This window comes from Psychrobacter sp. NC44 (assembly GCF_904846655.1).
Classification (GTDB): Bacteria; Pseudomonadota; Gammaproteobacteria; order Pseudomonadales; family Moraxellaceae; genus Psychrobacter.
Genome location: NZ_CAJHBN010000004.1, coordinates 56,236 through 79,756, shown reverse-complemented (window position 1 = coordinate 79,756; position 23,521 = coordinate 56,236). Strand labels below are relative to the sequence as shown.

22 protein-coding genes are annotated in these 23,521 nt (G+C 42.0%); 8 read left to right on the top strand and 14 right to left on the bottom strand.

What is annotated here, in order from left to right; genetic code table 11:
- From JMX95_RS04355 to JMX95_RS04335, 5 genes are all read right to left on the bottom strand, one after another.
- The gene (locus JMX95_RS04355) at positions 1-828 is read right to left on the bottom strand and encodes an HAD hydrolase family protein (protein WP_201560089.1); all 828 of its coding nucleotides are present in this window, start codon (positions 826-828) and stop codon (positions 1-3) included.
- Positions 829-910: 82 nt separating this feature from the next.
- Positions 911-2,239 carry a phosphoribosyltransferase domain-containing protein gene (locus tag JMX95_RS04350; RefSeq protein ID WP_227675961.1) on the bottom strand — a complete coding sequence of 443 codons (1,329 nt, stop codon included), beginning with the start codon at positions 2,237-2,239 and terminating at the stop codon, positions 911-913.
- Positions 2,236-3,900, bottom strand: a complete 1,665-nt coding sequence (locus JMX95_RS04345; protein ID WP_201560088.1) for an NYN domain-containing protein — start codon at positions 3,898-3,900, stop codon at positions 2,236-2,238. Before JMX95_RS04345 ends, JMX95_RS04350 begins: the two co-directional genes overlap by 4 nt.
- Positions 3,901-3,965: 65 nt before the next feature.
- Positions 3,966-5,207 carry a trypsin-like peptidase domain-containing protein gene (locus tag JMX95_RS04340; protein ID WP_201560087.1) on the bottom strand — a complete coding sequence of 414 codons (1,242 nt, stop codon included), beginning with the start codon at positions 5,205-5,207 and terminating at the stop codon, positions 3,966-3,968.
- A 100-nt stretch (positions 5,208-5,307) separates the two neighbouring features.
- The gene (locus JMX95_RS04335) at positions 5,308-6,483 is read right to left on the bottom strand and encodes an ATP-grasp domain-containing protein (RefSeq protein ID WP_201560086.1); all 1,176 of its coding nucleotides are present in this window, start codon (positions 6,481-6,483) and stop codon (positions 5,308-5,310) included.
- 305 nt (positions 6,484-6,788) lie between these two features.
- Between JMX95_RS04335 and JMX95_RS04330 the strand changes: the two genes are divergently transcribed.
- Positions 6,789-8,060: a TerD family protein gene (locus JMX95_RS04330; protein ID WP_201560085.1), complete on the top strand. Its 1,272-nt coding sequence runs from the start codon at positions 6,789-6,791 to the stop codon at positions 8,058-8,060.
- Positions 8,061-8,193: 133 nt separating this feature from the next.
- Here the strand turns inward: JMX95_RS04330 and JMX95_RS04325 are convergent, their stop codons facing one another.
- The 9 genes from JMX95_RS04325 to JMX95_RS04285 form a co-directional block, all read right to left on the bottom strand.
- Positions 8,194-8,802, bottom strand: a complete 609-nt coding sequence (locus JMX95_RS04325) for a TerD family protein (protein ID WP_201560084.1) — start codon at positions 8,800-8,802, stop codon at positions 8,194-8,196.
- A gap of 109 nt (positions 8,803-8,911) precedes the next feature.
- The gene (locus JMX95_RS04320) at positions 8,912-9,664 is read right to left on the bottom strand and encodes a TIGR00266 family protein (RefSeq protein ID WP_109589145.1); all 753 of its coding nucleotides are present in this window, start codon (positions 9,662-9,664) and stop codon (positions 8,912-8,914) included.
- A 171-nt stretch (positions 9,665-9,835) separates the two neighbouring features.
- Positions 9,836-10,411 (bottom strand): TerD family protein, encoded by a 576-nt coding sequence (locus JMX95_RS04315; RefSeq protein ID WP_045445372.1) that lies wholly within the window; start codon positions 10,409-10,411, stop codon positions 9,836-9,838.
- 468 nt (positions 10,412-10,879) lie between these two features.
- Complete coding sequence (locus JMX95_RS04310) at positions 10,880-11,944, bottom strand: DUF475 domain-containing protein (RefSeq protein WP_045445375.1); 1,065 nt, start codon at positions 11,942-11,944, stop codon at positions 10,880-10,882.
- Positions 11,945-12,218: 274 nt separating this feature from the next.
- Positions 12,219-12,794 carry a TerD family protein gene (locus JMX95_RS04305; protein ID WP_055123872.1) on the bottom strand — a complete coding sequence of 192 codons (576 nt, stop codon included), beginning with the start codon at positions 12,792-12,794 and terminating at the stop codon, positions 12,219-12,221.
- A 400-nt stretch (positions 12,795-13,194) separates the two neighbouring features.
- Positions 13,195-15,498 carry a bifunctional 23S rRNA (guanine(2069)-N(7))-methyltransferase RlmK/23S rRNA (guanine(2445)-N(2))-methyltransferase RlmL gene (rlmKL, locus tag JMX95_RS04300; RefSeq protein ID WP_201560083.1) on the bottom strand — a complete coding sequence of 768 codons (2,304 nt, stop codon included), beginning with the start codon at positions 15,496-15,498 and terminating at the stop codon, positions 13,195-13,197.
- 228 nt (positions 15,499-15,726) lie between these two features.
- The gene (locus JMX95_RS04295) at positions 15,727-16,914 is read right to left on the bottom strand and encodes a mechanosensitive ion channel family protein (protein WP_226950312.1); all 1,188 of its coding nucleotides are present in this window, start codon (positions 16,912-16,914) and stop codon (positions 15,727-15,729) included.
- Positions 16,915-17,029: 115 nt separating this feature from the next.
- Positions 17,030-18,526, bottom strand: coding sequence for a dihydrolipoyl dehydrogenase (locus JMX95_RS04290; RefSeq protein ID WP_201560082.1), 1,497 nt, complete (start codon positions 18,524-18,526; stop codon positions 17,030-17,032).
- 193 nt (positions 18,527-18,719) lie between these two features.
- A complete protein-coding gene (locus JMX95_RS04285) occupies positions 18,720-19,217 on the bottom strand; it encodes a peroxiredoxin (RefSeq protein WP_201554252.1) in 498 nt (165 codons plus the stop codon).
- Positions 19,218-19,568: 351 nt separating this feature from the next.
- Between JMX95_RS04285 and JMX95_RS04280 the strand changes: the two genes are divergently transcribed.
- From JMX95_RS04280 to JMX95_RS04250, 7 genes are all read left to right on the top strand, one after another.
- A complete protein-coding gene (locus JMX95_RS04280; RefSeq protein ID WP_201560081.1) occupies positions 19,569-20,897 on the top strand; it encodes a tyrosine-type recombinase/integrase in 1,329 nt (442 codons plus the stop codon).
- A 37-nt stretch (positions 20,898-20,934) separates the two neighbouring features.
- Positions 20,935-21,237 carry a hypothetical protein gene (locus JMX95_RS04275; RefSeq protein ID WP_201560080.1) on the top strand — a complete coding sequence of 101 codons (303 nt, stop codon included), beginning with the start codon at positions 20,935-20,937 and terminating at the stop codon, positions 21,235-21,237.
- Between the two features lie 139 nt (positions 21,238-21,376).
- Positions 21,377-22,216 (top strand): hypothetical protein, encoded by an 840-nt coding sequence (locus tag JMX95_RS04270; protein ID WP_201560079.1) that lies wholly within the window; start codon positions 21,377-21,379, stop codon positions 22,214-22,216.
- Positions 22,217-22,363: 147 nt separating this feature from the next.
- Positions 22,364-22,603, top strand: coding sequence for a helix-turn-helix domain-containing protein (locus tag JMX95_RS04265; protein ID WP_201560078.1), 240 nt, complete (start codon positions 22,364-22,366; stop codon positions 22,601-22,603).
- A gap of 2 nt (positions 22,604-22,605) precedes the next feature.
- Positions 22,606-22,848: a helix-turn-helix domain-containing protein gene (locus JMX95_RS04260; protein ID WP_201560077.1), complete on the top strand. Its 243-nt coding sequence runs from the start codon at positions 22,606-22,608 to the stop codon at positions 22,846-22,848.
- The gene (locus JMX95_RS04255; protein WP_201560076.1) at positions 22,845-23,132 is read left to right on the top strand and encodes a hypothetical protein; all 288 of its coding nucleotides are present in this window, start codon (positions 22,845-22,847) and stop codon (positions 23,130-23,132) included. The genes JMX95_RS04260 and JMX95_RS04255 overlap by 4 nt, the downstream gene beginning before the upstream one ends.
- A complete protein-coding gene (locus tag JMX95_RS04250) occupies positions 23,125-23,406 on the top strand; it encodes a hypothetical protein (protein WP_201560075.1) in 282 nt (93 codons plus the stop codon). The genes JMX95_RS04255 and JMX95_RS04250 overlap by 8 nt, the downstream gene beginning before the upstream one ends.
- Positions 23,407-23,521 lie beyond the last annotated feature (115 nt).

Genomic DNA, 23,521 nt, shown 5'->3' with positions numbered 1-23,521 from the left:
TTAGAATGATTGAGCGCTAAGTCGTTCATGTAACTGACCATGATTGGGCATACCATACCAGTCAAGCAGCTGTAAAAATGGTAAATCTGCCAGACTGTCACCAAATCCAAAACTTGGTCGCTGACTGTCTAAATGATTAGCTAACAAGAACTGTACCGCATGGCGCTTATGAACTGCGTGCGGCAATATCGCTAGATTATTAGCATTCACGTGCACATAAAAATCCTGCTCAAAGTCTCGTATTAACGTTGGCAGTTTTGCAGCGAGATCTACTAATGCTTGATGGTCTTTTTGCGCATGTTTGATAGCCAGATAAATGGTTAATTCTTTATTATCAGCGCCATTACTAAAGCTATCGATATGCGGTGTAAAGACCAGCTGGCTACTGTCATTTTTGCTGTGATTCGCGAATAGCTGGCTCAGCTGCTGCAATTTTTCTTGCAATGGAGCAAGCTTACTATACATATGCTGTTGCCACTGGGTTTGTAATGCCCCGTCTTCATCAAGAATAATCGCGCCATGAGTCAAAACTTGCCAACTGTCAAAAGGCAGTTTAACGCGCTGGATTTCACTACGGTCACGTGCCGTCACTACGATTAGATCAGTGCTAACAAGTAGCCAGTTAAAAAACGTGGCTTGGCGCCGACTCATAAAACTTAATGGCTCGCCTTGTTTGTTAACGGTTGCGCAAACTAAGTTTTCAGTTTCAGTGGTGGGTAAGTCCCATGCGTCAATTTTACGCTGAGTTTGAAAGAGCGTATCGTCCAAATCCATTAGCGCGTAAGGCTTGAGAATATCAGGCTTGGCTTGAAAGAATGGGCTGGTCATAAAGGTTTCCGTAAGGGTTGAATGTGAAAAGCAGAGCGGGATTTAGATGGTGGTTTTAATGGGACAGTTCTTATAAAATAATTTACAGCGTCGGACTCACCACCAATACATTATTCAAACCTTTCCACATAGCATCAACGCTATCAGCGGACGTTTCCACACACAAGACAATCAAATCCCAATCGCTAGGTGTAACGTTATACGCAAAGTTGGTCATACCAAGCCCATAATTATCATTAAAACTTAGCATCGAAGTAATTGCGCCACCAAGCGCAATCGGTGAGCGGGTCAACGCACTAAAATTAACCGTATTCTTACTATTCTCTATATGCGTATGTTGCGCAAGCCATTCCGCCAATAAAAACGGCAACCAAACAAACTCATTACTGCCCAATACTAAGATACGCTGTGGCAACTGTTCTTTATCAAACGGCTCTTTCTCAGGTTGAGCTTGCTTGTTAAAAACGTTAAAGGCAGTTTGAAACCTCAAAAGATAATGATCAAACCCATCGGTGCTATCTAGAGTGGGGAAACGTCCCCAATTACCAGTATTACCTAGAGACTGACTGCCTGCTTCAGTTGTATCAACCGATGGCATCGTTATCGGTTCGGGATTGGGCGCATCCGTCCAAGTCCATGCACCAGACAGTAGATGATGACGTTGAAAGTGGATATTGGGCAGGCGTTTTGCGATTTGGTCAGACACAGCTTCATTTGTATCGGCTGCATTCTGATTCTGGTTTAAAGACCAATCAACCAAAGTGGTAAGATGTACTTGCTCTAGTTGGTCAAGTCCTGCGTTACGAAGGGCAGTGACGACATTGACGCAAGTATTGCCCGTCGATGCTTCATCATCCACCATAATCAAGGTCTTGCTCGCTAGTAATTGCGCTTGGGTCACTGTATCTGCACTTTGATAAATGAGATGCTGGCTGGCATGACTGTGATCTTCGCTGAAAGTGGTTAATAAAGAGTCGCTGCTACTGTTTTTATTGTCATCATGTTGCGCATGACGCGTAGAGTTCAATAGTAAGGCATTGGGATAACGCGTTTGCAGCGCTTGGTGCACACCGGCCGATAAGCCAACCGCCGTCTCTGCCATACCGATGACTAAAATCGGCTCAGGCAAATCGCTAGGAACCAAATTCGCCAAGTCAGTAAAAGCATGACGCATGGTACTAGGAGCCACTGGAACATGACGACCTAATACTTTTGAGACAAACAAAAATGCGCGTTTAGGATTAATGCGCTGCGCAAATCCAAGCAAGTCTTCTAATTGATAGTGATTGCTTTGTTCTATTCCATCTTTTGCAGTGGCTGAATTGGTTTGATAGGTTAAATCAAGAGTGCCACGTGGTAGGGTGATGCTGCGTTTATACATAGTATTAAGTGCTACATTATTATGGGTCATAGTTTAAGGCTATCCGGTATATGGCAAAGTTCTCGTAAGTCGCTACTAATTACTGTGTTTCGTGGTGAAAACTGCCAACCATTTCCAATTCGATCCAATGTGAATAGTAATAGGTTTTTGCCAGTTTTATTCTGAACATTAAACTCTTCGGAAAACAACATGCTTTTATGGCGATTACTTATAGTTAATTCAATGTTTGGACAGTTCTTACTAAAAGTATTATTGAATTTACTGATAACTGCAAAAATAAGTCGGTCAGTATCTTTTCCTTGTTTATGTAAATTACAAATAAAAATTGATTTAGAAATTCCATTTTTCTCTTTACGAGTCAGTAAAATAGAACAGTCTTTACTATGTCGATTGTCAGTATGAATAATGTCTTTAGCACCCTTGCTCTCCTCTTTAGAGTTCATACAAAATAACCTTATATCAGTTTGACTGCTAGAATAGACAGTAACAGTTGTATGCTCATCAGGAATAGTTTGTGCAGAATTATCATTATTAAGCTCAGCATTAATAATTGGAAACCCTATCTTAGGTTTTTTAATATTGATAGTGGGTTCTAAAGTATTGTTTTTAGTCTTTATTTTTATAGATAAAGCACTATCATTTTTGCGTGTTTCATACAAATCTATGGCTACAATCAGGTCAGAAAATTTCTTATATCCATATTTATCTAGGTTTATATTTTTATAGTTTTGTTTAATTTGACTGGCAAGATAAGAAGTATTTGACCAACCTTTATCAGAATTTGGGTCTCCTTTGATAAGTTGATTAAGTACCCTTATTAAATGGGTTTGCTTTTGTAAGTTTTCAGTTGTCCAAGTGGGATGTTTTTGATTAGATGCAAGTGGTACTGGTGTCTTTCTACCATTATTAATGCGTACATAGAATGTCGATTTTTCGATTTTGGTTTCAAATAAATCAATTTTTTTAATCAGAGTAGTGATTTTCGGATAACCATAATTTTTTGAATCAAATTCTGGATGGTTTTCTTGCATTAGACTATTTACTGCGCCGATATTCACCCAGCATTTTGCATCTGCTTTAGGATGGTCGATAATAGAAGTACGTAAACTATTGAGTAGCTTGGTATCAGATTTTAGACGTCTCTCATTCCAAGCAGCTACTGTTTTACTGTTCGTTTTAGCATTATTGTGTTGAGTTAGTTTGTTGCTATTATAAGCAGGAGGATTGATTGCGTTTTGAACCTTCTTTTGAGCACCTAGCAAACCCTCTACATAAAAGAATTTATCACAAGCCTGTGAAAACGCGCTAACCGTATTGCGTTTGCCAAAGCCAAATACTTTTACATGGTTTTTACGAATACGTAGCGCCAGTGAAGTAAAATCACTATCACTTGATATCAGACAAAAACCATCGTAATTGTTACTATAAAGTAAATCCATGGCTTCGATAACCATGCCGATATCAGTGGCGTTTTTGCCTTTTACATAAGCGAAATGTTGCATAGGGTCGATTGCATATTTAAGTAATGCTTCTTGCCAGCTCTGAATATGTGCATTGCCCCAGTCGCCATAGATTTTTTTACAAGTGATATGTCCAATATTCTCTATCTCTTGCAAAATATAATCAATATTCTTTGCTGAGGCGTTATCGGCATCAATAAGTACGGCTATACTTTTGAGTTTAGCGGGCATTTATTTTCCTTAATACACTTTCTTAAAGTGACTATTTCAATTTTTTATATCGTTGTAATGACTACTTAACCCTGACATCCTACTAACCACAAAGCACCGCGACTTTGCTTACTCAATTGCGGTGTGGTCAGCGTGGCAGCTGTCGTGTGTGACATGCTAGAGGACTCAGATAAGTTATCTAAACTCATTCCAGCGCTCGCGAGTAGGGCGGATAATAACTGAAATTTCACCGCATAGTTCATATTTTGTGCATGCTCGTGGACGAGGCTAGACGTCACCATCCCGATAACTTCGCCAGTCGGTAGTAATAAAGGGCTGCCACTAGAACCGGGTTGAATGGGCGCGGTAAATTGCATATAGCGAATATCATCACCAAACCCCGTCAGTCCTGAGATACAGCCTTGCGTTACTTGTAGTTGGCTGCTCAATCCTGATAATGGAAACCCTAAAGTCGTAATGGTTTCACCTAAATTATCAGTACAACGCTGTGCTAAGGGTAAATAACTTGGCAGCGGCTCGCTTACTCTAATAATGGCTGAATCACTACCGATATCGCTAAGCACCACTTGCGCCTCACGATCAGGCTGACCTTGTTGTCGAATTCCAATCATTGCCGCCGACTCAATGACATGATAGCAAGTCAATAGATGATAAGGGTCAATAGCAAAAGCCGTCCCTGTCCAAGTTTCACCAGACTGAACGTGTCTTGGTGGGCGCGTATCACTGTTAGGATAATCCTGCTGCGCACGTTGAGCATCTTGGATAAGGGCGTGCGTATCTGGCGGACGCATATCGAGGCTAATTTGCACATGATGCTCTAGGCTTGCCAGCCCTTGCGTAGAGCTTTCACCAAGGGCGCGGCATTTAAATTGTCCATTGCGCCGATATATTTCTAATATGATCGCTGCTTTAACATGGCGCTCACTTGCGATAAATTCATAACGAATATCGCCATTGTTTAGCGTTAAATTTACTTTGCTTAATTCGACAGCGGGTAAGTTGAGGCTTGGCTCATGATAAACATAAGCAATCAATTGTAAAAAGCTTACCCCTTGTTTATCAAATAATGCAGGCAAATCCAATTGCCATGCGTTTGGGTTATCCTTGCTATTGAGCTGCGCCCACTCTTTCGGTTCATGCAGATAAGCAGGGCTACAAGCCGCTTTACGATGCTCATCTAAAGGCAGCCATAATAGTCCAAGCTGCTCGCCAAACTTTAGCTGATTTGTCGTCGCAAAAGCGACCGAACAATTCGATTGGGCGATAACCGTATTTGCCCCTAACACTAACGTGGTTTGTGCTGTCATCGCCTGCCTCTTGTTGAATATATTCGGTTGCCGTCGATTTTGACCGCCGATTTATTACTGCCGATTTATTACTGCCGATTTTTTATTTCATTGTTTTTACTTACTCGCTAGCATCTTCTTCAATCTTTACGCTAACCATAATTGAGCGTACTTGGCAGGGAATGATTTGCTGTGCAATATCCTCAAGTTTTGGTTTATCGGTTAAGCTCAGCCAATAGCCAAATCCAACTTGGGTTAAATCGACCCCGCTATGGGTGGTGTAATCGATGCCACCAGAGGGGCGACTGTTAATTTCAAGCACACGGTGCTGCCCGTCATCATCGGCCTTGGTTTGCACGCTGACGATACCATCGCAGCCAAAGGCTTTAATCAGTGGAATAACCACATCCATGACTGATTGCTCATAGCCGATATGCTGAATTTTCCCCGTTTTATAACGGGTGATGGCAGCCAATACTTCACCATATTCGCAAACGACATCGATAGAGTATTCTTGCCCTGATAAATAAGGCATCAGCAACATAGGAATAGGGCGCTCACGCACCATGACACTGTTTGCATAGGCATTAATAAATTGCATGGTATTGATTTTTTTCTCTTCGGTAAAGTATAAATGCTCAAAGCTATCGTATGGCTCGCTTGCTTCTTTGTCCGCATCTTGAACTTTGCCTAAGCGCCAAAAACCTTGGGCAAAAATACCCGTAACCGGTTTAACGCATAAAGGCTGATGACCGTACGTAGCAAGTAACGCCTCAAGCTCTGCGACATTATCAAAGCGCCACGCTTCTGCCACGGGAATATCATGCTCATGACACTGCTGCATAAAGGCAAACTTATCATCTATCGCTTCTAACGCCGCCACACTTGTCGCGCCAGTCAATAAACGAATGCCAGCCGCGTCAAATGTCTCACGGTGGGCTTCATAATCAATGCCATTGCGTCCAGTCAGTAACACTTTAACGTTATTGTTTTTGGCTTGCTGTAAGACAAACTGCCAACGCGGCATCAATGGCTCAACAGGTTCGAGCATTGCTTGCTCATCGCTATCTGCAGCGCTTGCAGAAGGCTCACGGTAAATGCTATCGGCAAATTCAAAAATCTCAGGTCTATTATGGCGGTGTGAAGCGATGATGTTAAAAGGCGTATCAGATTGGGCTTTTAATGTTTGCAGGCTGGCTAACATATCACGCTGGCTTGACTGACCTTCAGCTAACCAAACGGCAGATGGCGCGGCAATCGACGTTGTATGAGGGCTTTCGTTAGCAGGGGTTTTCATAATTCTCTCAGCATTATCGTAGGTTTTAGATATAATTGAATAATTCACTATCGTCATCGCAACACCATCAGGAATATAAGCAAGCCGTAATATTGCTAATAGTAGGGGCTATTATATACAAATGCTAAGCGTTATAAATGCTGCTGACAAAATAGCATGAAGGATTTGTAAAAATATTTTTTAGGGTCATTGGCACGTTATTGAACGGTCGTACGCTTTAAAAGTCAGCGGCCATCCATGCTACTATATGACAATTATTAGCATAACAAACACACGCACATAATAAATAATTCAAAGGATGTATGATGAGCCAAATCCAACCTCAACAACTGATTGCTGGTGCCAATGCGCCACTGCCAACAGATCATATTAGCATTCGTATTTTAAGCCAAAGTGCGGTCGATTGCGCGGCATATCGACTGACAACTGACGGTAAAGTACGCGGCGATGGCGACATGATATTTTATGGGCAGACACGTAGCGATGATGGCAGTGTGAGTTTCCGTGGTCATGATAGCGATGGTTTTTTTGATATTAATTTACCTGCGCAGCCTGCAAATATCGAGAAGATAGCATTAGCGTTTTCTAGTGCGCAGACGCTTGCTCAAGTTGGCGATGTCGATATTCAGGTATTGCAAGGCAGCCAAGTGCTGATGACTTGTCAGTTAAGTGCTGCCGGACGTAATGAAAAAGCCATTATTTTAGCGGAATGTTATCGCCGCCAAGGTAGCTGGAAGTTCCGTTTTATCGCCCAAGGTTTTGAAGGGGGGCTGAAGCCTTTGTCTGAGCATTTTGGTGTTGAAATTGCTGATGAAGCGCCCGCTCAAAGCCCTGTACAAGACCAGTCACAAGGTCAAGCTCAGCCCATCAATACGCAGAAAGCAGGTAGTGCACCTCAAACAAGCACGCCGCCGCCAATTCCTACAGCTTCTCCAAATCCGTCAATTAACCTAAGCAAAATCACTTTAACCAAAAATCAGTCTAGCATCAACCTAAAGAAACGTGATGACTTTGGTAAAATCTCTGTTAACTTAAACTGGAACCAAAATCCGACTGCCAATCAGCAAGCACCCAAAAAAGGCTTGTTAGGCGATCTTTTCAAACAACATAAAGCGGGCGGTATTGACCTTGATGTTGGGGCGATGATTCATCTAAAAAATGGTGAAAAAACCTTGATTCAAGCTTTGGGTAATCGCTTTGGTAGCTTAACATCAGCGCCTTACGTTTGTTTGCGTGCTGATGATAGAACGGGACAGGTGAGCGGCGGTGAGTGGCTAGATATCAACGGTCAGCAGTGGTCGCAGATAGAAGAAGTCTTTATTTTTGCTTTCATTTATGAAGGCGCACCCAATTGGGCGCAAACAGATGGTGTCGTGACCATTCATGTGCCCGACCAACCCCCGATTGAAACGCGTTTGACAGAAGGTACGGGTAATCTACCAATGTGTGCCATCGCGCGTTTGGTCAACCAGCAAGGTAGTATCAACGTCGAGCGTATCAATCAATACTTCAAAGGGCATCAAGAGATGGACAAAGCCTTTAATTGGGGCTTTAGCTGGAAACGTGGTAGTAAATAACCGCTTTAAGAGTATTCTGTAATGTAAAAAAGCCAGTCCATCTATTATTAGATGGGCTGGCTTTTTTCAATGACGTTGTTTCAATGTTTTACTTTAACGGATGAAAGCTAATCTAGATAAAGCCTTGAATCCATTACGCATGCGGTGTAATAGCAGGCATCAAATCATGGAAGGTGCGACCAGAAGCCGTTTCACCGATAGCATGCATTTTCCACTCATTATTATGGCGATAGACTTTTGCCATAATCATCGCCGTATGCCCACCTTGCGCTGATAAATTGTAGCGCGCGACTTCCTGATTGTTATTGGCATTGACGATACGACAAAATGCATTTTCTACCGTTTCAAAGGTTTGACCAGTGAAACTATTGACGGTAAATACGAGAGAGACGACATTGGCAGGGATTCTTGAAAGATCGACATTGATAACTTCGTCGTCACCATCGCCGTCGCCAGTGCGGTTATCACCAGTATGAACGATACTGCCATCTTTTGATTTCAGCTGACTGAACCAAATCGCATCGATGGCTTGTTTATTGGTATCAAACATGATGCACGAGGCATCTAAGTCAATCGAGTCGCCGCCGCTACCACCACCAAATAATTTGCCCAAGAACCCACCTTTTTTATCTTGAGGGTTTTGAGCAACGTCCCAGCCTAGACCCAGTTTTATTTGGGTAAGCTCGCCGCCCGCTTCTTTGCTTAGGGAGATTTTCTGACCTTTTTGTAAACTAACTGCCATGTGATATTCCTTATACTACAGTGTTATAGTAATTGTGAGTAGAGGGTTAAATAAAGTCTATGATGACGAGGAGTCGTTGTAACATACAGCTTTAAAAACATAATAATAGCTATAAGATATTGCCAAGTAAGCCGCTATTGCCGCCGCGACCGCCGGAGCTAGTCCCTAAGATGCTCTGTAGCCAGCCTTGGTAGCTATCACGATTACGAGAGCAGATAATGACTTTGCCTGAGCCTGAGAAGTTTAAAACCATACCTTCGCCACTGGTGACCGAATTGATAATATTGCCCATGAAGCCTTTTTTCTTACTGGTGGCGACTGAGAGTTTGTATTCCAAACGCGAGTCCCAACAGACCACATGACCGTTATCAATGATGACGTCTTTACCAGGTTCGACATCAATCTCAAACAATGAGCCAAAACCCGATACCACTACCTGACCTTGACCTTGCGTCTGCATCACCATAAAGCCACCAGTATCACCAAAGACGGCGCCACCTAGATTACGTTGAATCTTAGCCTTCACATCGACACCCGTTTGCGCCGCGACAAATGCGCCATCGCTTAGCGTATATTGCTGTGCACCGCAATCAATGATTTGCATATCACCATCGAGCGTTGGCGCAAGTAAACAATCGCCTTCACCATTGACTGCTTCGATTTGCTGTTGAAATAGTGACTCGTCGTTGGCAAAACGACGCATGAGTGATTGCATTAGCCCGCCTTGCAGCTTACCTTTTAGTTCAAGGTTTGATTCCATCATCACCATTGCATTGGCTTCACAATAGATGGAGTCGCCTTTTTTGAGATTACAATGAAGAAATGGTTCAATGGTACCGATCAAGCTAAACGTGGCGGTCATAGGGTGCGAATCCTTATATCAGTATTCTATATGTTTGTAAGTCATGTCTGTAAGTCGGCTTCACCATAGATTTTCGCTAGCCTATTACTTTTAAAGCCATCAAATGCGATAGTAGGGCACACTTGATGGCTTTTCGGGCTTATATTATTAGCGCTAAATGTTAGTCAGCTCTTAAACATTAACGCCATAAGAAGCCGCTAATGGTCCAAGACCACCGCTGAAGCCTTGACCGACGGCACGGAATTTCCAGTCACCACTATGGCGATATAATTCACCAAAAATCATCGCGGTTTCGGTGCTACCGTCTTCTGATAAGTCATAACGTGCGATTTCAGCATCACCATTGTCATTAACAACACGGATGTAAGCGTCACCCACTTGACCAAAGTTTTGATTGCGGCTTTGACCTTCATAAATAATCGCACAGATAGCGACTTTGCTCACGTCAGCTGGAATGCTAGCAAGATTGATTTTGATTTTTTCATCATCGCCGTCGCCTTCACCAGTACGGTTATCACCTGTGTGCTCAACCGCGCCATTGTCTGACTTTAAGTTGTTAAAAAAGATGAAATCTTGGTCATTACGTACTTTGCCCGCTTCATTGACCAAAAAGCCAATTGCATCTAAGTCAAACTCTTGACCATCAGTAGCACGTGGATCCCAGCCAAGACCGACTGTAATATTGGTTAAACCCGGCGCTTCTTTTGATAAGTTTACGTTGCCGCCTTTTGTTAAGCTAATAGCCATATAAATATCCTTTTGATTAATAATTGAGTGGATTGAATGATAAAAAAATAAACTAAAATAGTGCAGTGGTCGATATATAAATGCAAACAATGAATAAATTTACTCGTATGCCACGCCCTGCATATCATTACGATTTACTATACTAAGCGATTGCTTACTAAGCAAGGCGTATTTTGTGTGATTACGATATGATTACTAAGGGACATATCAATGCTGCAAGTCTGATACTTTTTAACCGTCCGAGCAACAGTCGTTAAGGTGTTGTTATCAAAAAGTAAATTAGATCGTCAGGCAGTGCAACATAAAAAAGCACTTATTCAACGGGTGTCAAATAAGTGCTTTAAAGCAAAAACGGGTCATACCAACTGCTTTGGTACAACCCGTCTATTTTTAAACTAACTTTATCTATCCACTTTATACTGTTTGATATTGAAAATTTTTGCTTGGTTTTTTAACATCGAACGAGCATCAAGTAATTGATTTGGCTTCTCGCTTACGATAATTGAGTGAAGCAACAAACGCCCAACCAATAAAGGTAATACCAATCAGACCAGTGATAAGCTCTGGTACATGGAATTTCACTGATAGCAGCATGATGATAGCTAAAGCACCGATAGCATAATGCGCGCCATGCTCAAGATAGACATATTCATCAAGGGTGCCTTTGTCGACCAAGAAGATAGTCATCGAACGTACAAACATCGCACCAATAGCCAGACCTAGCATAATAACGATTACGTCATTAGTAATCGCAAATGCGCCAATCACACCATCGAAACTGAATGAGGCATCAAGGACTTCTAGATATAAGAAACCGATAATACCACCTTTCATAATCGCGCTAGTTGCAGCACCAGTACTATTACCTTGAGCGTCTAATTCTTCTTCAAGATCACCCTCTAACATACCAGAGACCACTTGTACGCCAAGGTAAACTAAGATACCCCATACGCCAGCGATTAGGACCGCAGCTGATTGCTCAGGCTTGGCAAATGATACGGCAATCATCAAGACGATAAGCGCGACAAACACGCTCATGGCATCGACTTTGCCTAATTTTGCCAGACGGCTTTCAAGCCAATCGAACCAGTGTACTTCTTTTTCATCAAAGATGAAGTTTAAGAAAACCAGTAATAAGAAAATACCACCAAATGCTGAGATTTCGGCATGATGCGCCAATAGTCTGGCTGAGTATTCTTTAGGATCGTTCAAAGCCAGATCGATTACTTGCATCATACCAAGGTCGGCAGTAACAGCGACGATAACAATAGGGAATACCAAGCGCATACCAAAGACGGCGATTAAAATACCCACCGTTAAAAATATCTTTTTCCAAAACTCGTCCCAGCCTTTAAGGACTGAGGCGTTGACCACCGCATTATCAAACGATAATGAAATCTCCATGACGGCCAAAATAGCAGTAATAGATAGGGTGGTTATCATACCGCCCATACCGCCATGTGAATATCCCCACCATGCCGCGACCGCTAGGGCGATGGCGGTGAAAATAAAGTCTAAATAAAAATGTCTCATGACACATCCTGTCTGGTTGCATAAAGCTAAGGTCGGCCTACTATAGGCACAAACCACAAAAAAAGCGGTTATCGCTAACCACTTTTTTTGCATAATTCTAAACGAAACATAAAGCATTACTAGTCATTTAGCTATGAATAATTGTGACTATTTTGCAACCATATTTTACAGCCATTATCATTGCTAATGGTGAGTACAAATAGAGGGCTAATACTTGCTTTATATTTTGAGTTTAATTGTCATATAGTAGTCTAAGCATGAATAAGTTATCAAATTAGATAACAACGCCATACTGTTGACACATGGCTTGCAAGCCGCCTGAATAGCCTTGACCAACGGCACGGAATTTCCATTCACCGTTGTGACGATAGACTTCGCCAAATACCATGGCTGTTTCAACAGAGTAATCTTCTGCCAAATCAAAACGTACCACTTCAGTGCCTGTCTCTTCATTCACGACACGAATAAAGGCATTGGCAACTTGACCAAAGTTTTGACTACGAGCCGCCGCATCATGAATAGTGACAGTGACGACAATTTTATCCACATCAGCAGGTACTTGAGTCAGATTTACTTTAACGACTTCATCATCTCCATCACCTTCGCCAGTGCGGTTATCACCAGTATGCTCAACCGCGCCATTATCAGACTTAAGCTGGTTATAGAAAATGAAGTCATGGTCGCCGCGTACTTTACCTGCCGTATTCAGTAAAAACACACTGGCATCCAAATCAAACTCAGCACCAGAAGTTGCGCGTTCATCCCAACCAAGACCGATAAGCAGCTTGGTTAAATTTGGATCAGTCTTGGTGAGCGATAAGTTACCGCCTTTATTAAGTGATAAAGCCATGGGATTGTCCTTATTATTAAAGTAAAAGGTTATTAGAGTAGGGAGAGGGGCAATAAAAGCAATAGCAATGCAAGCTATCAGACGTAAGCTAAAGTAGCAAAATCGATAGTGGGATTGAACTGGTCGAAAAATTATATAGTCAAGGAATTTTAGAATCGCTACAAGGCGACCGACCGCAGATAGTACACTGAGTACATCTAGGGCGGGTAACACCGTAGCGGTTTAAAAGTGCTCTGACTATAGCTGCAAAACGATTGCTTAATGACGCTCTATCATAACAACAAAAAATGACCCAATCAAAGCCGATTGGGTCATTGTTATGTGTATGACAAGATTGACTATAAAAGATGGCATCTAAATGCGGTGGTTAACCTTCATATCCATCCATAAACTTAAATTATCAGCCCTGACGATGACGAATCTCAAAGCTTTGATGAATAGGCTTTTTAATATCAAAATCAAAACCAATGGTTTTTTGCGTGATATCAATAATTTCATAACGCTCAGTTAACTGCTCATCGAGCTCAAAGCGGGTAAAGTTATTTGAAAAATACAAAATCCCGTCAGAGGTCAAGCGGTTCATCGCACGATTAATGAGGGCAGAGTGGTCGCGCTGCACATCAAAGGTACCTTGGAACTTTTTCGAATTCGAAAAAGTCGGTGGATCGATAAAGATGATATCAAATTGTTCAGTATTGTCTTTAATCCATTCAAAGATATCGGCTGCGACGAATTGATATTTATTGCGGCTAACGTCCAGACCATTTAATACAAAGTTTTGCTTGCCCCAGTCTAGATAGTTCTGTGACAAGTCAACGCTAGTGACTTTTTTCGCGCCAGCAAGCGCCGCATGCACACTTGCAGTACACGTATAAGCAAATAAGTTCAGTACAGATTTATTACGACTGTTGTCTTTGATACGGGCACGCATATTACGGTGATCAATGAACAAACCCGTATCTAAATAGTCCGTAAAGTTGACGTAAAAATAAGCACCATCTTCACGTGCAACGTGGAATTTACCACGCTTTTCTGTGGTGTTCTGTTTGCTATATTGGTCATTACCAGACTGGCGTGCACGGGTCTTGATAAATATTTGTTCACGGTTAATACCAAAAACTTCACGAATACCCATTAATGCCAAGTTGAAGCGTTTTTTAGCCGTCTCAGGTGGAATGGTTTTTGGTGGCGCATATTCTTGCACGTGCACATAGTCGCCATATAAATCGACGGCGACTTTGAAGTCGGGCAAGTCAGCATTGTAAACGCGCAAATTACTGACCTTGTCTTTTTTAGCCAACTTCTTCAGCTTGGACAGGTTTTTTTGCAAGCGGTTGATAAAGTCTTGTCCCTCTTCTACTTCAATCTCACGTTTTTCGAAGCGACTAACGAGATTGCCCGTTTGTCCCGCAATCAACGTACCGTAGCGGAAATAAACGGTGATAGCACCATTATGACAGCGTAAGGTTTTTGGTTCTTTGATAGGTAAGATATCAACTTGCTCAACATTAGATGCCAATATGCCAAGCATCGGATCGACGCCGCTACCAGCAAAGCTGTCTTGCAAAATAAGCCCAATCGCCTGATATAACGGCTTAATCATCTCTTCGTCACCCAAACGCTCACCATAAGGTGGGTTGGTGATGATTAGAGGATTGCTCAATCGACCGTCATCGACCAATGGCTTCAAAATAGTGCTCAGCTGGTCAAGCGCACGCGTCTCAAGATCAAGTAATGGGAGTAAATCTTGCAAACCTGCGGCAATCAGGTTTTTCTCTGTTGCTAAAATCGCGCCACTATCGGCATCAAAACCCAAAATCAGCGGTAATGTATCTGGTTGCTCATTAGCAATTGCTAAGGCTTCGCGGAAACGTGTCTGGGCATCATCGATCATCTGTTGCCATAAGGCATCGTCATGATGCTGCCATTGGTAAAAACCAAATTGATTGGCGGCTTTATCGATACCCACAGCATAATCGCAATGCATGAGTAGTGCTTCAATAATAAAGGTGCCAGACCCACACATTGGATCAATTAGCGCATTATAAAAAGGTGCATTGCCAGCTTCATTTTTCTTGTGCCAGCCTGCACTATATAGTAGAGCCGCTGCCAAGTTTTCTTTGAGTGGCGCTTCAGTCATTGCCACACGATAACCACGGCGATGCAAACTGGTACCTGATAAATCTAAATACAGCTCAGCTTGCTTATCATTCACGGTTGCAAATATAGAAAAGTCTGGGTTTTTACTATCGACGTTAGGACGGCTGTCATAAACTTCATTGAACGTATCTGCAATCGCATCTTTGATACGTAGCATCGCAAACTGTTGGCTGACGGCGACACGCTTGTCGACCGACAGACGAATGGCAAAGGTTTGCTCTAAACTAAACTGCTCAATCCAATTGACCGATTTTGCCAAGCCATAAAGTTGCTCAGCCACATCGTATTCGGCATTGATGTTTTTGCGTTTAATGAGCATTAATACCCGCGAGGCGACACGTGACCACAAACAAATACTATATAAGTCACGCAAAGTACCAGTAACTGCCAGACGGCCTGTACTTTTGATTTCGCTTGCAATACCAAAACTTGTCAGCTCAGTTTGGAGTGGTGCCTCAAGCCCATCGGCACAGGTGATAATAAGGTCAAGCGACAATTCTGGTGAAGCTGCTGTTAGAGATGCGGGCGCGGTTGTTTCGGTCATACGGATACCTGTGGGCTAAATTGATAAGTAATGCACATCATAAAATAAGATGTTTAACCGCCGATTTTACCATAATTCAAGGCAGGATGGTTTAAAGTGGTGGTGTTTATCAAAGAGAGATTCAGTAATGTCATCTTTCACAGAATCATGCTTATCATACTAAAGATGAAAACCTTGAGCCTAAAAATTGTGGGATAAATTGTTCAAGGGATAAATAATATAATGAGCTTATTTATCCGCTTTGCTCAGTGGTGGCGTTTCTGACACGACCTGCGTTGTAGTTGCAAAAGGTTTAGTGGCAATAGGATAATCCACATCCTTTGGCATAAGCAGACGCATATGAGGGTAAGGAGTAGAAATATTAGCGGCATCAAAGGCACGCTTGATATCTTCTTTTAGACCTTCTTTAATTTTGGGCATGCGAGCGACAGCGGCAGGCTTGACCCAAAAACGCACGATAAAGAACACTCCATACTCACCAATTTCATCCACGGTGGCCGAGGTTTCAGGACGGCTAAGTACCACATCGGTGTCAGTAAGCACCTGCAAAATTTCCTTGCGGGCAGTATCGACATCATCTTCAAAGGCGATACGCACACGAATATCGAAACGTATGAAGTTCTTGGAAGTTAAATTGGTCACCTCAGAGGAGGCAACGTTAGAGTTGGGAATAATGACGGTGATGTTGTCTCGCGTCAAAATATGGGTGGTGCGTAACGCAATGAGTACGACGCGACCCTCATTGTCATTGATATGAATCCAGTCGCCAACCTGGAAAGATTGTTCAAGTAAAATGGTAATACCTGCAATGAAATTAGCAAGCGTTGATTGGGCAGCAAAACCGACTGCCAAACCCACAATCCCTAAACCTGCGACCAATGAGACGATATCGAAACCAAATTGCGCCATGACGCTGGCAAGTCCGAGTACCAATAGCAGCACTGACAAGATGTTTTGAAGCAGCTGCTCTATAGAAGCATTGAGACCATAATGCTGTAACACCTTATGGATAATCTGTCCAGATGACGCCCAAAGTACATAATAAATCCCCGCCCATGTACTGGCTTTTGCAGTAGCTTTGATAGTCTCTGGCTCAAAGTAAATCTGGCTCATAATGGCAATCAGGCTGGCAACTATCCAAATATAACGCAAGACTGAACGAACAATCTTGGTACGGCGCTCATTCAGGCGGATTTTTGTCCTACTTTGCTTAAGGATATAAATGGCAAGCCAATAAAAAAATCCCAACACTGCCAGCAGTATTAGGATTTTGATGGCAGTACTAGCGAGCTCTACCGCTTGAGACGACCAATCAAGCGACTCTTCATCGACAGAGCCACCAAGCGCAAGGTAGAGGCTAGTATGCAGGTCACGAACAATCTCTTTAAAAAAATCAGTAATACTAGCGATTGCCATTTTTTGGTCCATGCAGAGTTTTTAAAGTACCTCAAGTCGTCAGTGCTACCAAACACAACATGAGTGATGATTAATACGGCACATCCTTGTTTTGAAAGTGTAGCTGAGCTGATGCTTAAAAGCTATCTTCCTGTGTGTCTTGATACTGATAAGGTATTGCCATTTTGTGTTGAACATCGCGTAACGCGGTACGTAAGCCCTCTAATATCGTAGGATGATAAAAAGGCGTATCGAGCATGGCCTTAACACTCAAATCATTGGTAATCGCTGCCGCTAAAATGTGTCCAATATACTCGGCATCGGGCCCCACCATACTTGCGCCTAAGATTCTATCAGTTTTTTTACAGCCATAGATATGTAGCAGGCCACAGTTGACGCCCATCACGCGACTACGTCCTTGATTGTCGAAGCTGACACTACCGATGACATATTCTAAGCTTGTATCCTGCTGAATGTCTGGTAGAGACATGCCGACGTTAACGATTTGTGGTGAGCAAAACACAATCGAGAAGGGCGTGGCGGGCGGGCGAATATGAGCGGCGTCTTCATTCTCGCAGACCATACTTCCAGCGCTATAGCCTTCATCACTGGCCACATGCAATAGTGGGAGATTGGCGTTGGCATCACCAACGATATAGACATCTAAATCACCAATCTGACCTGTTTTTTTATTCAAGTGCTTTGGACGATCTTTGTCGTCAAGCTCAACGCCTAAATGTTCGACTCCCAGCGGTTTGATATTATTGCGGCGACCAGTGGCAACCAGTACATACTCCCCTTGCCATTGTTGCGACTCTCCAGCACTGTCTTCATAATCAATGAACGCGGCTGAATGGTCATTATCCGTGGCTGTTTGCACGCCGACATCGCTGATTTTGCTGCCCAAATGCATGGTCAATTCGCGGCTTAAGCAATCGATAGCTTTGTTATTGATATCATCGTCTTTGAGACCTGCAACACGTTTGACACGATTAAACAAAGTTACTTCTACACCTAAGCGGTTAAAGGCTTGCGCTAGCTCTAATCCGATAGCGCCTGTACCGACGACGGCCATTGTTTTTGGTAAATTTGTGAGCTCAAAGATCGTATCAGAGGTGAGCATGGCGTCACTAAGCTTATCTGCCCAGCCATCTGGGATAAATGGAGAGCTGCCCGTGGCGATGATGATTTTGTCAGCGGCAATCAGCTCATCATTGACTTCAATGAATCCTTGGTTATTGATATGAGCGCGTCCTGAGATTTTTTTGTGATCAGGCCAGCTATCTACTTGAGCTTTGATATAGCTAGCAAAATGAGCACGCTCGTCCCGAACGCGTTGCATGACTTGCTTGCCATCTATCTGGACAGTGGCATGGACGCCAAATTCAGCAGAGTGATTGGCTTCATACGCGCGATCAGCGGCGGCAATCAATAGTTTGCTTGGCATACAGCCGACCGCAATACAAGTGGTCGTCCAGAATCCGTCATTAATAATAACAACATTATCATGGGTTTTACTGGCTTGACGAAAAGCATTTTGCCCAGCAGTACCTGCACCGATAACGGCAACAGATACTTGGCGAGTAGCTTTGGATGCTGTGTTATCCGCTGCAGTATCGGCTTGTTTATTCATATGATTCTCAAGTTATAAGATGTTTAGTATTCAGGGCTGTTTTTTAGATGAGTTTTTTAAGAGATTTCTCTGATAAGAGCTTGCTCTAAAAAATTATTAAAAAACTATTTTTAGCCTCTGATATCAAGCGTTTATCGTAATGATTATTAGCGTCTATTTTAAAATGCTTTTTTATGACTCTTAGTTTTATTGGTTAAGGTGCTAAGGTTTCAAGCAAACGTTCAGTGTAGCCTTTGGCACGTAGATTTCGCTGAGCATGGGTCAGCTCGCCATCTTTGTTAAAGATGAACGCTGAACGGACCAGCCCTAACGTTATTTTGCCGTACATATTTTTTTCTTTAATAACGTCAAAGTATTGGCATAGTTTTTCATCAGTATCGCTGATAAGGGCAATGTTTAAATCATATTTGGTGATGAATTTCTCGTGAGATTCATCACTATCACGTGAGACGCCGATAATGTCATAGCCTAAATCATCAAACTCATGGAGGTGAGCAGTAAATTCGGTTGCTTGAGTGGTACAGCCTGGCGTACTGTCTTTTGGATAAAAGTACAAAATAAGCCCTTTATCAGTATTGGCAATCATCTCTTGGAGATTGATTTCATCATGGATAAAGTTGCCGGCAAGCTTTCGTACTATCGTCACTGGAAAGTCAGGTAAGGTTAGGTTTTCTGTGGTCGGTTTTGCCATTGTAAAATCCTTATTCGTTTTTGTTTATGTCAGTACTTATGTAAGTGCTTATGCCGATTGGTAATCTATGCTGTGTGCTTATTATAAGCAGATTAGCAGCGATTCATCATCAGTTTTACACTTTGCGCCTGCATTGACAACAAAAAAGACTGGCAATAGCCAGTATATTTTAACTCTATTTTTTCCTACATCAAAAAACAACGTTCAATAAAAAATACTGCAAAACCCTTTAAATACCTTGATATACGGCCGTTTTAGCTATAACATATCTAACAACGTACAACATTATGCCACGATGTAAAGCATTTTAAATGGCTACCAAAATGGCTACCAAGGTAAAGGCAAAGGGATATGACTACAAAAGCGATAAAACTAGACTCACAAATCCAAAAAGCCACCAAGGACACAATCCAAGCTGGCAAGACTGTTAGCTATCCAATCGCTGGCTATAAAGGTCTAGAAGTACGGATAAGGCCGCATAAAAACGGCTTAGATGCTGCAGTAGATTTTAGACATAGATACAGCCACCCAATAACAAGCAAACGCCCTTATATGACGCTAGGACAATACCCAGCGTTAAGCCTTGCTGATGCTAAAGACATGTACAGAAACAACATGACACTGCTAGCCAAGGGTAGAGACCCTTTAGAACATAAAGAGGTAGAAAAACAAAACGAGTTACTCGATAGGCTCAACACACTGGATCACTTCATTAGCGAGTGGCAAGAACTACAAGCCAGCAAAAACCTAAGCCCTAAAACACTATATAACAATCAAGTGTTGTTAAAGCCCATTCAAAAGCAGTTAGGGCATATGAGGGTTACAGAGATAGCACCTAGCATGGTCATAAAGTTTATAACTGACATACAAAAAACAAGCCCAGTTAAAGGCCTACAAGTCAAAATATTGTTAAAAAGTATTCTACAGCTAGCCAAAAAGCATAGAGTGATTGAGTACAATCCAGCCAGCGACTTGCAAGGCACGTTAAAGACTCACAAAGCTATTCACTATCCATCATTAACAGACCCTAAAGAATTTGCCGAACTGCTAAGAGATATTGAGCAGCTAGATGATGCAAGCCAGCTATACAATAAGCACATATTGCAGCTACTAGCCCTTACCTTTACTCGCGTAGGTGATGCTTGCGCCATGCAGTGGGCAGATATTCATTGGTTTAAAAAACAATGGGAACTTAAGCCGCAAAAATCAGGCACTAGGGCAGATATGGTAGAAAGTATGGTAATACCACTAGCACCGCAAGCCATAGCTATATTGGAGCATATGCAAAGCCTGACAGGTGATAGCAAGTATGTATTCCATAATCCAAGGCGTAGAACTGAGCCTTATCACCATACGCAAGAAATAAACAAAGTATTAAACAGTGATCTAATGAATAACGGACAAGGCTATAAAGATATTCACAGCCCACACGGTTTTAGAAGTAGCGCAAAAACAATGCTAATGGAGCGTTTAGGCTATGACGAACTGATAACTGAACTGGCACTAGGTCACCGCATGCTTAACGCCTATGGCACTGCATACAATCGAATGACTGGACTAGAGCAGCGAGCCGAAATGATGACAGCATGGGCGAACTACTTAGACGCTATCAAGGCTGGCAAGTTTGATAATGTTATTCATGCAGATTTTAAGAAAACAGCCAAACAGAAACACGGCTAAAACCTAACCAACAAAACCCACCAATGGAGAAGTAACAATGATGACACTAGACACCAAGCCAACACGCCAGCAATTAGATGACCGCTCATTTTGGGATAATTTACCGCCTGATGGTGCAGAATATGACGGCTTTGAATACTCACCTTGTTATTCTATTTTACAAGATGGTGAGCCTATCGACTTTAAAACAGATGACGGCAAAACATTAATGAACTCATTCCCTTATGAGTTGGCAGTTAAAGAAAGGCAAAGCCTATCTAAAAAGCATGACAATATCACTTTAAAGATCACTGGGTATAGTCAAAGCCTTGTAAGACGCGATAGACGTTTAAAAGCATAACCCTATTTAGCGGATAACACCGCTACAATGACCATGCAAGGCTAGGACTAATTACCCGAACGCCAGCTATTTCATGCCTTAAGCTGGCATGCCTTGCACCTATTTTTATTAAGGTATGAATGACAGGTAAGGCATGGTTATGGAAAAAAATGCAGATGAAATAACTGATGTACAGCGTAAGTTTTTTGAACTTATAGCTATGGCAGATGCAGAAGGTGGAAAGAGTAAAGTATTAAGCATAGAAAAAAGATTGAACTATTTTCATACACTATTAAAAACTGTCTATGAGTTAGAAATGAACTCTATGCTCACCTATTATGTAGGTATAACTAAAGATCAAAACATTCTCTTAGAGAAATCTACAGAAGTAGAAAGACTTTTATACTTCAACTATATAGCCCTCGATTATAATTTTACATACTCCAAATCAGTACATAAAGGTTTTCATGAGGCAAGACTAGATATTACAGATTATTTTATCAAAAATTACCAAATCACTGATAGATCAGAGATCTATAACCATCTCATCGGGCTAAACAAAGAGTTAGAATACCTAGGTATGTTGAGTGAAAATACTAACGTACAAATTTATCCAGATACCGTATTCAGTGCTTTTTTGAACTCATTATTATCTCAATTATATATTTTGACAGAGAATTATAGTGATGCTTTTGGCAGTATGATGAATGCATCTTTTTTTTATGGAATGTTACAAGAACGATATAGCCCCATACCTAATGAAAAAATAGACGAGTTTGTAAATGCTAGTTTATCTGCAAAAAATAGAGAGAGGTCATTAGGTTATTGGAATGAGAAGAACAAAGAAAAAGAAAGTCTAAAAGTTAAGTATTTAGAAATAATGAAGAAAGAAGGATTTTCGAAATATAGTGATGCAGCTGAGCACATATATCTCAATGCAAACCCAGAGCAAAATAAATATCGATATATATATGACGCTTTAAGAGAAGCTGATAAGTAATGTATCGCTAGTCTTCACATGATGCCCGTAGTCTGTACAAAATCCAAGGATTATGCACAGACTACGGGCTTTCGTTTGTTAGCAACATCTACCTACAATAGCATGTCCTTAACGACTTCAATCCATAACCGTTAAGGAGTTAAGGCAATGCCTAACACTACCCACGCAGCACCCACCAGCAAGCTAAACCTAGCTTACCTATTGGCGAACCCAAAAGAGCTATATCAGGTTAAGCAGATAGCCGATGTATTCCAAAAACACCCTGAAACCATTAGACGCTGGATCAAAGCTGGCACGATAACAAAGCCGTTATCTATCAATGGCGTTTACTACTTTAAAGGTAGCGATATTGTGGAATATCTAAACGCTACTAATGAGGGGATATAGTCATGGATAAGCCAAAACGCACTCAAAACCAAATCATTAAAGATCATCTTTTGACAGGCCAATCAATCACACGCTGGCAAGCTATCGAACTTTATAGAATAGCCACGCTACCCACTCGCATTAACCAGCTAGAAAATACAGGCTTAACCATACAGCGCAAGCGAGTAGATAAAGACGGCAAGCACTGGAACGTCTATTGGATTGATACACCCGTTACTAATGCAGCCGATGAGGTGACCAAATGAATAACCACCCTAGCATATCAATCGACACCCCAGCCAGCCGCCTAGTAACTGTGGATAGCCTTTACTTACGTCTTATGAATGACCGCGTACAAGATATTTATATTAATACCGAACACTTAGCCACCGCGCTAGATGCTATCAATACAAAAGACGATGTTAGCCAAGGCGTGCTTGTGGCAGTCAAAGCCGCACTTTATGCCAATAGCGAGCTGGCAGGTATTGTTAGCGAGATGTTTTGTGAACACGCATTACCGTACCAAGCGGAGGCAACAGACCATGAGTGATAACGACTTTATAACTCAAGTCATGGACGGTCTAAAAGATGAGGGCTTTTTGATGATACCTGATGACTTTATCGACCAGCTAATCATTACCTTGCACGCCAATGTGACCGCTATTAATAGCTTGATAGAGGTAGTAGAAGTAGAAAACAAATTACTAGCTTTACATGGACGGTTACCAACAGGCAGCAGACAAGTGGATTCACTAAAAGGGCTATCGACACGCATAGCAGAAATAGCCTTTAACGTGGAGGACGTAAGAAATGACCAAAGATAACAGAACCAATCTAACAGCCGACCACGGGCAGCCCAGCACCAGCCAACCGCAAAAACGCGGCTTATTACTTAGGTTTATCATCTTTATGGCATGGGTTATAGGCATTGGCTTACTA

Coding starts and splice junctions, on each gene's coding strand:
- JMX95_RS04355 (WP_201560089.1), bottom strand. CDS start 828: ATGACCAGCCCATTCTTTCAAGCCAAGCCTGATATTCTCAAGCCTTAC.
- JMX95_RS04350 (WP_227675961.1), bottom strand. CDS start 2,239: ATGACCCATAATAATGTAGCACTTAATACTATGTATAAACGCAGCATC.
- JMX95_RS04345 (WP_201560088.1), bottom strand. CDS start 3,900: ATGCCCGCTAAACTCAAAAGTATAGCCGTACTTATTGATGCCGATAAC.
- JMX95_RS04340 (WP_201560087.1), bottom strand. CDS start 5,207: ATGACAGCACAAACCACGTTAGTGTTAGGGGCAAATACGGTTATCGCC.
- JMX95_RS04335 (WP_201560086.1), bottom strand. CDS start 6,483: ATGAAAACCCCTGCTAACGAAAGCCCTCATACAACGTCGATTGCCGCG.
- JMX95_RS04330 (WP_201560085.1), top strand. CDS start 6,789: ATGAGCCAAATCCAACCTCAACAACTGATTGCTGGTGCCAATGCGCCA.
- JMX95_RS04325 (WP_201560084.1), bottom strand. CDS start 8,802: ATGGCAGTTAGTTTACAAAAAGGTCAGAAAATCTCCCTAAGCAAAGAA.
- JMX95_RS04320 (WP_109589145.1), bottom strand. CDS start 9,664: ATGACCGCCACGTTTAGCTTGATCGGTACCATTGAACCATTTCTTCAT.
- JMX95_RS04315 (WP_045445372.1), bottom strand. CDS start 10,411: ATGGCTATTAGCTTAACAAAAGGCGGCAACGTAAACTTATCAAAAGAA.
- JMX95_RS04310 (WP_045445375.1), bottom strand. CDS start 11,944: ATGAGACATTTTTATTTAGACTTTATTTTCACCGCCATCGCCCTAGCG.
- JMX95_RS04305 (WP_055123872.1), bottom strand. CDS start 12,794: ATGGCTTTATCACTTAATAAAGGCGGTAACTTATCGCTCACCAAGACT.
- rlmKL (WP_201560083.1), bottom strand. CDS start 15,498: ATGACCGAAACAACCGCGCCCGCATCTCTAACAGCAGCTTCACCAGAA.
- JMX95_RS04295 (WP_226950312.1), bottom strand. CDS start 16,914: ATGGCAATCGCTAGTATTACTGATTTTTTTAAAGAGATTGTTCGTGAC.
- JMX95_RS04290 (WP_201560082.1), bottom strand. CDS start 18,526: ATGAATAAACAAGCCGATACTGCAGCGGATAACACAGCATCCAAAGCT.
- JMX95_RS04285 (WP_201554252.1), bottom strand. CDS start 19,217: ATGGCAAAACCGACCACAGAAAACCTAACCTTACCTGACTTTCCAGTG.
- JMX95_RS04280 (WP_201560081.1), top strand. CDS start 19,569: ATGACTACAAAAGCGATAAAACTAGACTCACAAATCCAAAAAGCCACC.
- JMX95_RS04275 (WP_201560080.1), top strand. CDS start 20,935: ATGATGACACTAGACACCAAGCCAACACGCCAGCAATTAGATGACCGC.
- JMX95_RS04270 (WP_201560079.1), top strand. CDS start 21,377: ATGGAAAAAAATGCAGATGAAATAACTGATGTACAGCGTAAGTTTTTT.
- JMX95_RS04265 (WP_201560078.1), top strand. CDS start 22,364: ATGCCTAACACTACCCACGCAGCACCCACCAGCAAGCTAAACCTAGCT.
- JMX95_RS04260 (WP_201560077.1), top strand. CDS start 22,606: ATGGATAAGCCAAAACGCACTCAAAACCAAATCATTAAAGATCATCTT.
- JMX95_RS04255 (WP_201560076.1), top strand. CDS start 22,845: ATGAATAACCACCCTAGCATATCAATCGACACCCCAGCCAGCCGCCTA.
- JMX95_RS04250 (WP_201560075.1), top strand. CDS start 23,125: ATGAGTGATAACGACTTTATAACTCAAGTCATGGACGGTCTAAAAGAT.